Here is a 15,404-nt window from a genome sequence, read left to right on the forward strand (position 1 = left end):
ACTCAATTGTCAATTGGATGTGACCGACGATTCGGTCAGCGGATCATCCACGTCCACCCTATATATCCTATTCTAAACGCAATCGCGGCATCACTTCCAGCATCAATCGGAAAATCTTTAGGGACAAACGGTTAGCTCGCTCCAGACGGAGTCTGGCAACCCGCCGTGGCCCACGAAGTCGTAAATCGTGGGCCGCACGCCCGTGTGCCGCATCGACTTCGAGGCTGGGGTTCCGTATGGCGATGAGCGCAAAGGCAGCTTAGAGTCCCCCATCGTGGCCAAGCAGCACTCACAATTCGTCTGCCGACAGTGCGGAGCAACCCAGTCGCGCTGGGCAGGCAAGTGTTCGGCCTGTGGCGAGTGGAACGCCCTCGAGGAGCGCGTGATCCGGGATGTCGCACCAGACAAGCATCGGCCACTCATTACAAGGGCAGAAGACGCGCAACTCGTTGTTTCACTGAAAGATGTGGAACCCGATCGCACGACGCGATGGTCGAGCGGACTGTCAGAATTCGACCGCGTCCTCGGCGGAGGCATTGTACCGGGATCGGCGATCCTGATCGGCGGCGACCCCGGAATCGGCAAATCAACGCTGCTCTTACAAGTATGTCATGCACTATCTGCGACCGGAAAAGCGGTCCTCTATGTGACAAGTGAAGAATCGCTCGGCCAAACTCGCCTGCGTGCCGAGCGACTTCGAGTTTGTCGGACGACCGGGGTTGCGACGAGGCATCGCACTTCGGAATCGAGTCACAATCGCGACAAAGCAGATCGAGAAATGGCCGGCGAGTCAGAATCGCTTGTGGAATCGACGCTGCTGGTCGCGGCACAGGCAAATCTCGACATCATTTGCAACATCCTTCAGGAACAGCGGCCCGATATCGTCGTGATCGATTCGATCCAGATGGTCTACCGACCCGATCTGACGTCATCTCCCGGTTCGGCGTCGCAGCTTCGCGACGCGGCAGCTCGCCTGATCTGGCTGGCGAAGCAGATGGGATTTGCGTTGATGCTCGTGGGGCACGTGACCAAGGAAGGTTCGATCGCCGGGCCGAAAATTCTTGAGCATCTCGTGGACTGCGTGGCGTACTTCGAAGGAGACCGCTTTCACTCGCATCGCCTGGTCCGCGCCGTCAAGAATCGGTACGGCTCGACGGACGAACTGGGCATTTTCGAGATGACGGACGGCGGACTGAATCCGATTCCCGATCCGTCGAAGCTGTTTCTGAGCGAGCAGCGAGTTGCTCGCCCGGGATCGATTATTCTTGCGGCCTGCGAGGGCACACGAACACTCCTGGTGGAGGTGCAGGCACTTTGCGCGCAATCCGTCTTCGGAAGTGCCAAGCGAAAGGCATCCGGCGTGGATGCCGGGCGTGTGTCCATGCTCCTGGCGGTCATTGAGAAACATGCCCAATGCGTCCTTGGCGACCAGGACGTCTTCGTCAACGTGGTCGGCGGCGTGCGTGTACATGAGCCGGCGGCTGATCTCGCGATTGCGCTGGCGACGTATTCAGCGATGACCAATCGGCGCTTGCCGTCCGGCACAGTCGTCTGCGGTGAGCTGGGGCTCGGCGCGGAGCTTCGGCCCGTACACCACCTGCGTCAGCGCGTGGCCGAGGCAGGCCGGGTCGGTTTCAACCGGTTCCTCCTGCCGAAGGGCGCGGCGTCGGATATCGGAAAGATGAACGGCAAAGGCGCGATCGAGATCGTCGCCTGTGAAGGTTTATCGCATGCAATCCAATTCCTCGAATGAATCGAACGATTCGATCGCACCGGCACTTCAATCGGACTCTGCGGCGGCGGCCGCAGCCGAGGACACTTCCCGGGTGCATTCACTGGACTCTCCCAGGCTGACGTCCGCCGGCTCCGGCGCGAGAAAAACCTCCCTGCTGCTGCTGTGGATTGCCGGTCCGGTGATGATCGCGTCATGCCTTCTGACCTCGCCCTGGACATTTTCCGAGGCGCACCGCGCAGACAAGGGATCATGGCTGAAGACCGTTGTCTCGGCACTGGCGCTGGTGGGGCCTTCGGCGGAGGCGGGACGCTACCCGACGGCGCGTATCGTCGATATTCGAAGCCTGACATTTTACATGGGCGCGGCCATGCTGACTCTCGTCGGGGGGCTTCGCCTGCTGACTTCCGGCGCGAGGCCGAGCCTTTCGCGGGACGATTTCTGGGACTGGCGTGCGCGCACGGGCAGCCCGATGTTCTGGTGGAGCGTGCTGATCTGTGTCAGCTTGGTGACATCCAGCTTCTCGCACGCGCGCGATGTGAGCCTCGGGCAGTCCGCCATTCGACTGATGCAGGCGGCCTGGTGGTGGCCGATCGCGGCGCTTCTACTTCCCATCCATGCGCGGCGACTGACCACCCTGCTGTTGACCGCCGTCGGCCTGACGGTGATTGTCGGCCTCTGGTATCACACGGTTCGAGTGGAGCCGGACTGGTTCAGCAGGCTATTGGCGTTCACACTGCCAACGGCACGTATGGAGTATCCCATCGGAAACAGTCTGTGGTTCGGGGCCTGTCTGCTGCCGGGCATTTTTGCGGCGCTGGGGCTTGGCGCGGATTCGTTCATGGGCGGTCGTCCAGACCGGGCGAGCCGCAACCGCACGATCGGCGCAATCGCGATTCTGTTTATTCCGCCGCTACTGGTTGCACTGTTGCTGACTCAATCGCGCTCGTCGGCATGGGCGGGACTGGGGGGCGGCATTCTCTTTGCGATCTTCATGCTCACACGGCGAACCGCTCGATCGGCCGTTCTACTGCTTGGGCTGGTGCTGGCGATTGCGGCCGTGTGGGGAATCCAGGAGAAGCGCGTCGCCGGAGAAATGGGCGAGCGGGCGCACTCCATTCGAACTCGCCTGAACCATGAATGGCCTTATGCGATCACGCTCTTTCTGCAAAAGCCGGTGGGCGGTCACGGCGAAGGCTGCTACACGATGCTCGCGCCGCAATTCGCCCGCGAGGACCAGATCGACGAGCCTTCGACGCTGGCGATGGGGGATCGGTGGTGGTTCTCGCACGCGCACAACGAGTTTCTCGAACTGCTCGCGGATCTGGGGCTGATCGGCGCAACAGCCTTTCTGCTCGCACTGGTCATGACGCTTCGCTATGCCATCCGCTACTGCGATCTGTCAGCGGCCGATCCGACACAGCGTCCTTACCGGCTGCTCACGGTCGGACTGGCCGCCGGCTTGTTTGCAATGATGGTGGAGGAGTGCTCGAGCGTGGCGCTGCGTAATCCGGGTTTTCCGCCCCTGTTTCTCACGACGTGGGCGATTTTGTGGGCGTTGATCCGGGACGAACGCATGGCGAGCGTTCCCGCGTTGCCGGGCGACCTGCGGCTCGGCGCGGGAGTCTTCCGAGGCGGCGGGCTGATAGCGGCGGTCGCGAGCATGGCATTGTGCTATTTTGCGGTGCAGGACTGGCGAGCGAATCTTGCCAGCCAGGAGGCGCAACAGGATCTGCGGGCCGGATTGCCGGTGGATGCGATCGCGAAGGCGGACTTCGCGGCGGCGCACCTGCTGGACCCCCTGCAACGGCTGAGCGCGATGATGTTCGGCATCAGTGCGCGGACAGATGCGTTCGCGGCCGTCGTGGCAAAAGGCGGAGTGCCGACGGACCAGGATATCGCGCTGGCGATGGATGCGTGGGTTCGTCAGGCGCAGCTCGGGCGGATCGCGCCGCGGTTTCTTAATCTCTCGCGATATGCCGCTGATCTGGCACGGCATCTCGCCCAGGCACATCGAGTTCGAGGCGAGCTCAACCTGGTGGACGACCGCATCCGGGCCTATCGCGAGGCGTTGATTCGCTGGGTGAACGACGAGCCGTTCAATACGCAGCTCGTTCGTCATGTCTGGTCGCAGGTTCCGGAGGCGTCGGCGTACGATCGTCTGCTCTGGCTTCGGCGACTGATGCGCCGCGGGGAGATGGACGAAGCCTCGCAGTTGCTGGCCCGCGAATTGTTCGAGCGAGCGCCTGTGGCGATCACCGCGCTGGATGATCTGCTTCAGATCGGAATGCAGGACTTGGGTTCACCGCCGGCGCGCTGGAGCGACCGCCTGACACCTGAAACGTTCCGGCTGGCCGCCATGGTGCGCGACTGGATGGGCGCGGCGACTGAGGCCGAGCAACTCGCGAAGAAGGCGGAAGAAGCTTATGCCGCGCTGGGACCGTCTGTTTTCGCGGCTCATTCGGCGGTCATTCGTGAAGCGGTCATTTATGCTCTTCATGGTGATCCGACCGGGCGCACTGACGAACTGCTGGGGAACCTTGTTCGTGCCCATGTGATCATGGATGGACCCATGAAAGAGACGGGCGAGGCCGCGCTTCATGTGCCTCTGCCTCGGGAGAAGGGCGTCACGCGGGCGCTGGTATTGACCGCGGCGGGCCGGGAAGCGGAAGCGATGGCCCAGTTGGAGTTCCTGCGGGGCGCGACCGGAGCGGATGGGCCCACACTTGCGGATGCGTATGTGTCGCTATCGAGTCAGTTCGCTCCAAAGCCGCAATTCGCGGATCAGGCGATTCGCTGGGCCGAACGCGCCCGGGATCTGAACCCGGGCATTCCGCTTGCGCACTACGCGCTGTTCGGGCTTTATCTGAACCGCGGTGATGAAGCGGCGGCATTTGCCGCGGCGAAGAAATTCGTGGAGGTGATGCCGGATCGCGACCAGGCATTCACGGCACTGATGAACCAGGAGCGCCGCCGGCCGGAAAGCGGAATCTGGACGAAACTTCGCGCTGCATTTCCGGATTACCCGGAAATGCCGGTCGAGATGGAGACGACATCGCAACCCGCGACAGACCCGGCGACGCTGCCCGAGGATCCGACTCCGATCACCAGCCAGCCTCAATCGGATGAACAGTCCGATTGATGATCGGCACGGGTCGAGGGTCGCAGCGGCGTAACACGTCCAGTCAGGCCGGCGGCAGGCGAAGGCGGAAGACACCGGGAATCGTCGCCCGCAGCCAGTCTTCGAGATCGACTTCGGTCATGGCCAGCAACTCGCCCTGATCGAGGAAGACGCCGTTGCATCCACCACAATGCTCGAAGTATAGCGGTAAGCGGCTTTCAACCACGAGTTGGATCATGCGAGTGCCGCATCTCGGACACTGAATCGGCCCGACGCCATCGAGCGACGCATGGGCATTCGAAGCGCGGCCGGGCGACTGACTCGCGCCAGACTCAATGCCGGCGACCGCGTCGGTGTCGTCGCGGATCCGCTCGGCCTCCCTCGCGTCGAGCCAGACTCCCCGGCAACCGGTGCAGCGGTCTATAGTGATCCGGCCTACCTGCTGCAAATCCATTTCTGATGCGCATTTCGGGCATTTCACAATCACACGCTCCATTGGTTACAGGGGAACAGCAGCCGACTCGCCACTGACCGGGAGTGCGGGCAGCGGCCTGGTGCGCTCATCCTACGCGGAAATCAGCCCGCCTGCGTCACCCTCCATTCCAGGTGCCGGCGCTATTACATCAAGCGGCCCATGGCGATTGCTAATTCCGGACCGGCATCGGAATGCCCGACCCCTCAGATCGTACCGGTGCGTTCGGCTCGAAAACGCCAGCAATGTGCGTGCCGCAATCAGGACATAAGCCCGGAGTTCGCATTCGATTCCGCCGAACGTCAAATCCACGGCGTTCGATGACGGTTGAGCCGCACGCCGGACAACAAGTGTTTTCACGATTGCCGACCGCGCCGGCGGCGTTGCCAGCGTAAACATATCTCAAACCCGCGGATCTGCCGATTTCGTGCGCGCGGATGAGCGTGGCCTCGGGGGTTCGGCCAGGATCGGTCATTCTGTAGTCCGGGTGAAACGCAGTGACATGCCAGGGTATGTCGCGCGACACACCGGCAAGGAACGCGGCGATCGACCGAAGTTCGTCATCGCCATCATTGAAACCGGGAATGACCAGCGTGACGATCTCGACCCAGTATTTCATCGCGACGAGTTGTTCAATCGTCGCCAGGACATTGGAGAGCACGCCGCCGAGTTCGCGATAATGGCGATCGTCGAAACTCTTGAGATCGACCTTGTACAAATCGACGAACGGTCGCAGGAAGCGGAGCACTTCAGGCGTGCCGTTGCCGTTGGAAACGTAGCCGCAGGTGATGCCATGTGATCTGGCGCGCTCAAAGATCCGGACCGCCCATTCGCTGGTGATGAGCGGTTCGTTATAGGTGGAGACCATGACCCGCACGCCGTGATCGACGGCCATCCGAACAACGTCCTCGGCCGTGACCGCCTGCGGACGGCTGATCGCCTCGTCGTCGCGGAGCGCTTGCGAAGTGACCCAATTCTGGCAATACGCGCAATGGAAATCGCAACCGAGCATTCCGAAGGAAAGCGCATCGCGCCCCGGGAAGGCGTGATAGAACGGTTTCTTCTCGATCGGGTCGATCTGTATTCCGGCGACATAACCCGAAGGCACGCGCAACTCACCCTCGTGATTGAATCGCACGCGGCACACGCCGGCTCGTCCGGGCTTAATCAGGCAACGGTGGCCGCAGGCAAGGCAGCGAACAGCGGCCTCGGATTCGACGCGAACTAGCGCGGGATCCGCAGCCACGGTGCTCTCTTCGAGCAGATTTTTCAATGATATGACGGCGGCCATTGTTGAAGCCTCCGCAGTTCCGCCTCAACCGGGACTGATGATCGAACCGGTTGGGATCGGAAGACCCAATAAAATGATAGCATGATCTCGAACGACAGTCGCGGCGTTCGTCGCGTCCGGTCCGGTGCGTCAGTTGCCTATCAGGCGAAAGACGAACGGGCCGATATCGTCGCCGTTGAGCAGCGTGTCGGCATTGGCGTCGAGAATGCAGAGATTCGAAGGATCGGGCTCTTCGGCGAGGAGCTGCCCGACGAAATAATCCACATCGGATACAAGCGGATCGCATTCATCCGCGAAGCCGTTGCCGTTGCAGTCGGTCTGGCAGACGTCCGGGATACCATCGCCGTTGCAGTCGCCGCTGGTACCCTGGTCGATATCGAGCGCGTCCAGCACGCCGTTACGGTCGCAATCCAGGGACGATCCCGGAAATCGCAGGTAATACACCGCGCCCGAAGGCTGCGTGCTGCCGAACTGATACGACGGGACATTGACCTGAACGCGATAGGACCGGAAAGGGAGGACAAACGGATTCGGCCCGAACAACTGCGATGTTTCGATTGATCCGTCCGGGTGGACATAATCCCACTGCCAGCCAATCCACGGTGCCGGATTCGCGGCATCTTCGGCGGCTGATCGTTCCTCGAGGATAACTTCGGTTGCGCCGAAATCCGCCGTGGCGGCCTGCATGCGCCGCTTGACGACCCTGACGTCGGCAAGCCGCACCGGAACGCTTGAGGGTATGCCGATGAGATTGATCCCCGGGGCGACATTCGAGAGCATGACGTCCGCTCCGTCCTCAAAAACGTAGGGCAACGCGCGATAGGACTCCAGGGCGTTGATCCAATTTCTGGCTGCTGCATTGGATTTCACCCGCAACTCGTATCCACTGCCGCTACCACACGCTTCAAAGTGCGCGGGATAGGACTGGAACGACGGTGGATTGTGCAGGGCGTCGTTGAGCAGCGTAAAGAGCGCGTTGTTGAAGGACGTCGAAAAGCCGATCGAATTCTCCGGCTGCTGCTGAGTCGGTGTCGCCGGCAAGGAAAAGGACAACACGCCTTCCTCAGGAACATAATCAAACAACGGCGACGAATCGGCCTTCCGCACCTCGATCGCGCCGGCAGCATTGTCCAGCAGCCACAGGGCTGCCGCCAGATTCTCTTCGGCGCATTGAAGAATCTGATCTTCCGGCAGCAGAAAGCCGCCCTCGGCGCTTGTTCTAGGCCGCACTTCGGGCGTGAACGCAAGGGAGCCATGCCGGGCATAAGCGTATTCGTTGTAGTCGCCGTTGGTGGCGTAAATGGTGTAGCTGCTCTGTCCGGGGACGTAGACCTTGCCATGAACGCCGAAGACCAATTCGGACAGCTTTTTTCCGATCGCCCGCATCGACGAAAAGCTCTCGGCCGTCACGCTCGATGTGTATCCCCATGAGAAGAGCCAAAGCTGGCTGTAGGAGTGGTAGCTGACGCTGATCGTCGGTTTGTGGGCGGCGACGAAGTTCTGAATCGCCTGTGTCTCCGGTTCGGACGCCGCAGACGGCCCGCGATAGGTTTCTGCGCACCGATTTCCGCTGGAACCGCTGTTGTCATATCCCCAGTTGTGAGCATAGTTGCGGTTGATATCAACACCGCGGCAGCTTGAACCCGCGTTGACGGTGCGGTTCTTGCGCCACATGCGGGCGTTCTGCTCCGCCGGTCCATACCATGTGTACCAATAGCCATCAGGATTCGCGATGGGTACAAGCCAAACGACGGTGTGATCGACAATGTGCTGCACCTGCGGATCGGTCGCGTATCGACTCGTCAGATACTCGGCAAGATAGAGCATTGTTTCGTGGGTGGCCCATTCGCGAGCGTGCGTAACCCCCTTGAACAATACAACCTCTTCATCCGGTTCGACCGTGTCCGGATTGTCAGTGATTTTCAGTGCCCAGATGTCGCGGCCTTCAACAGACAGGCCGATTGAGACGAGGCGGACGAAGTCCGGATAGGCCGCGGCGAGATTCTGCAGGAAGCAGAGACTCTCTCCGGGATTGTGAAAAACGTCGTAGGGTTGCAGGCTGGTGCCAATTTGCTGGCAGTCAATCGGCACGCCGCGCGGATTGACCGCATCCGCACCGGATTGCGGCGGGACCGGGCCGGGAAGTAGCGGTTCGATCGACGGGATTCGCTTGATCGCGAGTGTATTCCACGGCGCGAACTGAAGGATGTGATCGGCGACGGAACCGCTGTCTTCGAACGGCACACCTCGCAAGGACAAGGCCGCGACTTCATCCGAGGAGAGAATCAGGACGGCGTGTCGGCTGCCGTCGTCGTCGCGATCGATCGCACAGGTGTCAAGCCGGTCGTGAAGCCAATCTTGTAGATCGGCAGGCTGCCGCTCGAATACATCGACCGAGATGCGGATAAGTCGTGCATCCGGTCCGGTGACGTCCCGATCCGGCAACATTGGAAGCGAATCTGCCACGGGGGACGGCGCGACAATCGGCTCGACCCGCTCCGCCCCCATGGCGGCCGATGAATTCAGACACCATACGGCGAGAACAGGGACGAGCAAACGCAGCCGACCGATCGAGAACGAAGTCACTGGCATGATTCGCATGATGTTCCACCCACCTTAAACTCCCCGTACACCATGATAACCCAATTAAGCCGAAGGACTCAAATCCAAACGTCCGGAATTGGGCAGGAACTTCCCGCGAATGCACAGGAAACCTCGTTGACTCAAGTGATCATGGGCTGACGGGTGTGGACCCATCCAGAGTATGAAATCGCGACACCGCAAGCTAGCGAACAAATGCGTCGGCTGCCAGCTCCATGACATGACGAACATGAACGCCGGTGTGATGTTCGATCTGATGTCGACAACTGAAGCCGGTTACGGCAACGGTCGAGTCGCCGCGATCGCGCACCGCGGGAAACAGTCGTTGCTCCCCGACAGCACGAGCCGTGTCGTAGTGCTCCTTCTCATGTCCAAAGGAGCCGGCCATTCCGCAGCAGCCGCTGTTGATCTCTGAGGCACGGCCGTCAGCAATGAGTTGCAGCAGTGCCAGGGTATCAGCCGTCCCACCCAGCGCCTTCTGATGGCAGTGTCCGTGGAGGCGAATCGGCATCGCCAACGGCGAGTTTCGTGGCGCCGCGCCGTGATTCGCCCGGAGGTGTCGTACGACGAATGACTCGGCCGATTGGGCGCAAGATGCAATCGCCCTGGCTTGCTCGGTTCTCACCAACTGCGGCCACTCATCGATCATGGCCGACAAGCAGCTCGGCTCGGTCACAACGATGGAGGCGCCGCGAGCCACCAACGGCGCCAGTGATTCGACATTGCTCAGCGCCTGTTGTGAGGCGATATCCAGCATGCCCTTGCTGATCGCAGGCCTGCCACAGCAGACGGTCGGTGGAACCCACACGCGATATCCGAGTGCTTCAAGAACCGTGACCGTGGCGATCCCGACCTGCGGCGTGAAATGGTTGGTCCATGTATCAACATAGTAAATGACTGATTGAGAGCCTGCATTGATATCGGCCGGAGACTCCGTGAAGTGCCTTCGATCCGGCACTGGGCGATTGACCGGATTCGAGCGACCGGCGAACCACTGCCTAAATGTCCGCGCTGCAAATCGTGGCGGCGGCACGCGACGATCAATCCCGAAAAAGCGTTCGAGTAACGCCCGCGTCAAGTCGCTTCCCGACAACGCGTTTGTGAGCGATGGAAATACGCTGCCGATCCGGGCGATGCCTCCGATTCGGGCGATCAGCCTGCTCCTCAACGAAGGACCCTCACGCTGGTTCCTGCGGTGAAGCCATTCGGCCTTGAGCTTCGCCATGTCCACCCCCGTGGGGCACTCGGATTTGCACGCCTTGCAGCTCAGGCAGAGGTCCATTGCGTCGTCGAGCGCGGGATCGTCCAGATCGCCGAGCACCGGGCGGTTCGACAGTGCCAACCTCAGTGCATTGGCTCTAGCGCGCGTGGTGTGTTGTTCGTCGCCCGTCGCCATGTAGGACGGACACATTGTGCCGACCAGCCGTTGACGGCACTGACCGACGCCGCTGCACATTTCGGCCATGCCTGCCATGCCACCGAATTCAGAGAAATCCAGCACTGTCTCGACCGTTGCCGCGCGATAGTCCGGGCCGTAGCGGAACTGCCCTATCATCGGATAGGGATCCACGATCTTGCCGGGGTTGAGCAGTCTCTTCGGATCGAACGCGGACTTGATTCGACGGAACGCTTCGATGATGCGCGGTCCGTACATCTTCTGAAGCCATTCAGATCTCAGAATGCCGTCACCGTGCTCGCCGGTCATCGTTCCGTTGAATTCCAGCGCAAGCGAACTGATCCGATCGGCAATTCGGTGCATCCTGGCGATGTCGTCGGCACACTTGAGATTGAGTATCGGTTTAACGTGAAGGCATCCCACGCTGGCGTGGGCGTAGTAACTGGCCTCGGGGACGCCTTCGTCCGCGAGCACCTGCATAAAGCGCGCGATATAATCACGCAATCGCGACGGGTCGACCGCCGTATCCTCGACGAAATCGTATGTCTGCCGGTCGCCCGGCTTCGACATGAGCAGCCCCAGTCCGCTCTTGCGTATGAACCAGAGTTCATCCTGCCGCGCGGCATCGGTCAGTATCGGCCACGCATAGCCCATGCCGCGGGACCGCAGATCGGCCGCGACAGCCTCCAGCCGCGATGCCAGTCGCGCGGCATCGTCGTCATACAGCTCGATAATCAGCAATGCGCCGGGGTCACCGTCGATCAACCATCGACGCCGGCTCATCACCGGATTGACCCGGGCGGCATCCAGTATCAGCTTGTCAAGCAACTCGACGGCCGCGGGACCGTGCATCAGCGCCGATGGTGTGGCATACAAGGCATCAAGGAGGTCCGCGAAGTGGGCCGCGACGATGCCCCGATGCTTCGGGAGCGGCACAAGATTCAGGACCGCACCCACGACAACGCCCAGCGTGCCCTCACTGCCGCAGATGATTGTTTCAGGATTGACTCGACCTTCGGCAGCCGTGCGGAGTCGATCCAGGGCATAGCCACCGTTACGACGCAACACCCTGGGGAATCTGGCTGAGATTTCATCGGCGTATTCGCTGGACACCTCTTTGATTGTCTGCTCGATCAGCAGGCGTCGATCGGCATCGCGGCCGGCGCGAGACGCGGCGCGGTCTTCCCATTCCGGCTTGCCCCAGGTTGCGAGCGTTCCATCGGCAAGCACGACATCGAGCGCAATCACATGATCGACCGTGCGTCCATACAAAACCGAATGTGCGCCGCACGAATTATTGGCGATCATTCCGCCGATCGTGGCCCGGCTGCTTGTCGCCACATCGGGAGCGAATAGCAGGCCGTGCTGCCTGAGTTGGGCATTTAGTTCATCAAGCACAACGCCCGGCTCGACCCGGGCGATCCGCCGCGCGGGGTCAATCGCCAATATGCGGTTCATGTGTCGGGAAAGGTCCAGGATCAGACCGCGGTTCACAGCGCCTCCCGCCAGGCCCGTGCCCCCGCCGCGCGGCGTGATGGGCACCGAGTGCCGATCGCACACGCGGACGATGCTGCGAACCTCGTCCACCGTGCGAGGCAGGGCGACGGCGTCAGGAACGATCTCGTAAATACTGGCATCGGTGGCGTAGATCGCCCGCGAGAGCTGATCGGCCCGCAGATCGCCGGCGATTTCCAGGCGAATGTCATTCAGAGCGGCAGCCACGCCGGAATCGACGGCGGACGTCACCGGCTGCGATGCGATCAGGTTACCTGGCATGTTGAGCGGCGGCTCCTTCCGTCGCGTGCAAGTCTGCACTCGGCGGGCATTCTATGACGCGACCCGACCGGCGTCTCGCCGGCTTGGCCGGGGCTGTTCGAGCGGTTCTCCCCGGCCATACGTGAGTTTGTTTGGATTCGAGCGTTTATCTACAATATCCCAATGCAATGGACGGAGTCTGATTCGGGCTCTGACCCAATGGGGGATTCTGTTTCCAATCGCTGTCTGCAAAAAACTGGAGCAACTTCATGCATCGGCTTCGCCAAGTTTCTCGTGCTCATTTACTGATTATCCTGCTCGCCGCGATCGTCTCGATCGTTGCGAATCACGGGGCTGCCATCGCGGTCGAACGCCACTCACGCGACGAGTCTTTGTTCAACGCGCAGCAGTATCTCGATCATGTCTCCTATCTGGCCAGCGACGAACTTGAAGGCCGCGGGACCGGCCAACCGGGGATCGATCGCGCCGCCGAGTACATCGCAGCCGAATTCAGCAGGCTCGGCGTCAACCCGGCCGGCGACGACGGCACTTATTTCCAGAATTTCAGCCTGACGCTCCAGCGCAGGATCGGCGACTCGACCCGGTTGTCAGTCGGCACAGAGGGACGCCGAACGCGCAAGCCGCTCGAACTGAACACCGATTTTCGCCCCTTTCCGTTTTCGTCGTCCGCCGCGTTCAAAGGCAGTGTTGTGTTTGCAGGTTACGGCATTGTCGATGATGACCAGAATTACAACGATTACGAAGGCGTCGACATCACCGACAAAATCGTGATGGTCCTGCGCCGCGCGCCGCAGTTCGCGGAGTTCGATGCCGGCGAGCATCAGTCCTTCCGATCCAAGGCGTCACGCGCCAATGCACGGGGAGCCGCCGCGATTCTCGTCGTGAATCGGCCGAGCGATGAAGATCGGACGCTTTACCCCTTTGAAGCGTCAACCGGAGGATTCGGCGCTAATTCCTACGGCATCCCAATGATTCACATTTCGGAAGCGGCGGCGGATGAACTACTCAAGGCGGGCGGTCTGCCCCCCGCGGCGGAACTTGAGAAAACGATCGAGGAGAAGCGAGCCCCCGCGTCAGCCGAATTGAAGGGCGTCACGATTCGCGGTGAAGTGTCCATCGAGCCGATTGAATCGCCGGTCCGCAACGTTGTCGGCATGATTCCGGGCAAGGGACCGCAGGCGGACGAGATCATTGTACTCGGCGCGCACTACGATCATCTGGGCATCCGAAACAAGGGGGATCTGAACTTCGACCCGACGCGTGACATCAGCAACGGCGCGGATGACAATGCCAGCGGAACGGCACTCGTCATGACCATGGCCCGCGTTTACACGCAGGGAGCGGCTCCGAACCGATCGATTCTGCTCATCTTGTTCACCGGTGAGGAACTCGGACTGCTCGGCTCTGGTCACTTCGCCAAGAACCCGACGGTCGACCTGTCAAAGTGCGTTGCCATGCTGAATTTTGACATGGTGGGTCGCCTCCGCGACGATCGGCTGGAGGTCGGCGGACAGAGGACCGGCGATTTCGAGGAGATTGTCGCCCGCCACGCGGAGAGGTACGCCCTGAAAATTCGCGACGGCGGCGGCGGACGCGGGCCGTCGGATCATACCAACTTCTATAACAAGAAGATCCCGGTGCTTTTCTTCTTCACCGGCATTCATCGGCAGTATCACAAGCCGGATGATGACACCCAGTTGGTCAATTCGGACGGCGCCATTCGAATAGCCCGATTTGCGGCGGACATCATCGATGATATCGATTCCAATCAGGAAAGGCCGAAGTTCGTCGAAGACGTCCGGCGGGCTTCAATCATGCGCCAAGGCGATGACGACGACGAAAGCCGCAGCGACCCGCCGCAGGCCCGCGCCCGGGGAGAAGGCAGAGAACGCGATCCACGCGTCCGCGGTGAACGCGGTCCCCGCAATCCCGAACGCGGTGAAGATCGATCCGACGCACCGCGAGCCGAGAACCGTGAAGACTCCGCCCCGCGCGGCGTGCGACTGGGAATCATTCCGGTCGAAGACGACGAGTCAGGCATTCTGGTTGACGAAGTCCAGGACGGTTCACCCGCTGCGCTGGCCGGCGTCAAGACTGGCGATCGGCTCGTGCGGATCGGCAAGCTGGACATCCATTCGTTTGACGACGCGGTCGCCGCTGTCTCGAAGTTGCAGTGGGGTGACGAAACCACGCTCGGCATCGTCCGCGACAAGGAGAAGCTGGAACTGAAGGTTCGCTTCCCGCGCCCGTCACGGGGCAATGCCCGGAACGCCCCGGATTCCACGTTCGAGGACCTCAAGGGAATGGCAGCCCGAATCGAGGCGGTCGTTAAGCAGCTACAGTCCGGCGGAAGCGACAAGGTCGTGGCATTCCGCGTTGAGACGCGCCGGGGCGAGATCGCACTGGATGTCGAGGTGTCCGACCACGAATCAGCCTTGAAGGTAATGGAACCCCTGGTCGCATCCATGCCTGACGTCATTCGAACCGAGTCCACTCGTGAAAGCGCCGTCACGATCGAAATGCAATTGAAATGGCCCAACGGATCGCTCGGCACCAGGCTCCGAATCGGGAACAGAGGCCGATCGGACGCGCGCGATTCCGCGCCCAGAGATCGGCCGCGCCAGGATCGGGCGGCCGCCCGAACCGAGACGAACGCGCACGGCCACGGCGATGCGGCCCAGAGTGACGAAGCCCGCGAGACCATGCCGCCGGTTCGGCTTGGAATCATGCCGACCTACGGCGAGGGCGAAGGCGAGGGATATGAGATCGAAGGCGTCATCGATGGCGGCCCGGCCGCACAGGCCGGCATGAAGGATGGAGACCGCATCTATAAGATCGGCGACAAGAAAATCACGAACGTCTACGAGTACATGGAGGCCTTGCGCGGCTACAAGCCCGGCTCCGAGGTTCCCGTGACCGTCATCCGCGACGGAAAAAAGATTGAGCTGAAGATCAAGGCATCCGGAGCGAAGGTCGAAGCCCAGTAGCAAGCGCCTTGCCGCTCGGCCAATTGCC

Annotated in this window: 7 protein-coding genes; 3 read left to right on the forward strand and 4 right to left on the reverse strand. The window is 61.2% G+C overall.

Translation table 11 applies throughout. From position 1 onward, the window contains the following. The first annotated feature begins 187 nt into the window (after positions 1 to 187). Positions 188 to 1,753: a DNA repair protein RadA gene (gene radA, locus KF841_03775; protein MBX3394467.1), complete on the forward strand. Its 1,566-nt coding sequence runs from the start codon at positions 188 to 190 to the stop codon at positions 1,751 to 1,753. Continuing rightward, complete coding sequence (locus tag KF841_03780) at positions 1,731 to 4,874, forward strand: O-antigen ligase family protein (protein MBX3394468.1); 3,144 nt, start codon at positions 1,731 to 1,733, stop codon at positions 4,872 to 4,874. The genes radA and KF841_03780 overlap by 23 nt, the downstream gene beginning before the upstream one ends. Positions 4,875 to 4,917: 43 nt before the next feature. On the opposite strand, the gene KF841_03785 is transcribed toward KF841_03780, so the two are convergent. The 4 genes from KF841_03785 to KF841_03800 all read right to left on the reverse strand — a co-directional run bounded on the left by KF841_03785 (position 4,918) and on the right by KF841_03800 (position 12,389). Beyond that, positions 4,918 to 5,334, reverse strand: a complete 417-nt coding sequence (locus KF841_03785) for a zf-TFIIB domain-containing protein (GenBank protein ID MBX3394469.1) — start codon at positions 5,332 to 5,334, stop codon at positions 4,918 to 4,920. 163 nt (positions 5,335 to 5,497) lie between these two features. Beyond that, entirely contained in the window at positions 5,498 to 6,616 is a 1,119-nt protein-coding gene (gene amrS, locus KF841_03790) for an AmmeMemoRadiSam system radical SAM enzyme (GenBank protein MBX3394470.1), read from the reverse strand. A gap of 129 nt (positions 6,617 to 6,745) precedes the next feature. Next, positions 6,746 to 9,217, reverse strand: a complete 2,472-nt coding sequence (locus tag KF841_03795) for a zinc carboxypeptidase (protein ID MBX3394471.1) — start codon at positions 9,215 to 9,217, stop codon at positions 6,746 to 6,748. Between the two features lie 184 nt (positions 9,218 to 9,401). Then, complete coding sequence (locus tag KF841_03800; protein ID MBX3394472.1) at positions 9,402 to 12,389, reverse strand: FAD-binding protein; 2,988 nt, start codon at positions 12,387 to 12,389, stop codon at positions 9,402 to 9,404. Between the two features lie 248 nt (positions 12,390 to 12,637). On the opposite strand from KF841_03800, the gene KF841_03805 reads away from it, so the two are divergent. Beyond that, positions 12,638 to 15,376, forward strand: a complete 2,739-nt coding sequence (locus KF841_03805; GenBank protein MBX3394473.1) for a M28 family peptidase — start codon at positions 12,638 to 12,640, stop codon at positions 15,374 to 15,376. The last annotated feature ends 28 nt before the right edge of the window (positions 15,377 to 15,404 follow it).

The organism is Phycisphaerae bacterium (genome assembly GCA_019636475.1).
Classification (GTDB): Bacteria; Planctomycetota; Phycisphaerae; order UBA1845; family UTPLA1; genus JADJRI01.

Excerpts from the sequence above, each read along its gene's own strand:
- amrS (MBX3394470.1), bottom strand. The coding sequence starts at position 6,616 with ATGGCCGCCGTCATATCATTGAAAAATCTGCTCGAAGAGAGCACCGTG.
- KF841_03805 (MBX3394473.1), top strand. The coding sequence starts at position 12,638 with ATGCATCGGCTTCGCCAAGTTTCTCGTGCTCATTTACTGATTATCCTG.
- KF841_03795 (MBX3394471.1), bottom strand. The coding sequence starts at position 9,217 with ATGCGAATCATGCCAGTGACTTCGTTCTCGATCGGTCGGCTGCGTTTG.
- KF841_03780 (MBX3394468.1), top strand. The coding sequence starts at position 1,731 with ATGCAATCCAATTCCTCGAATGAATCGAACGATTCGATCGCACCGGCA.
- KF841_03800 (MBX3394472.1), bottom strand. The coding sequence starts at position 12,389 with ATGCCAGGTAACCTGATCGCATCGCAGCCGGTGACGTCCGCCGTCGAT.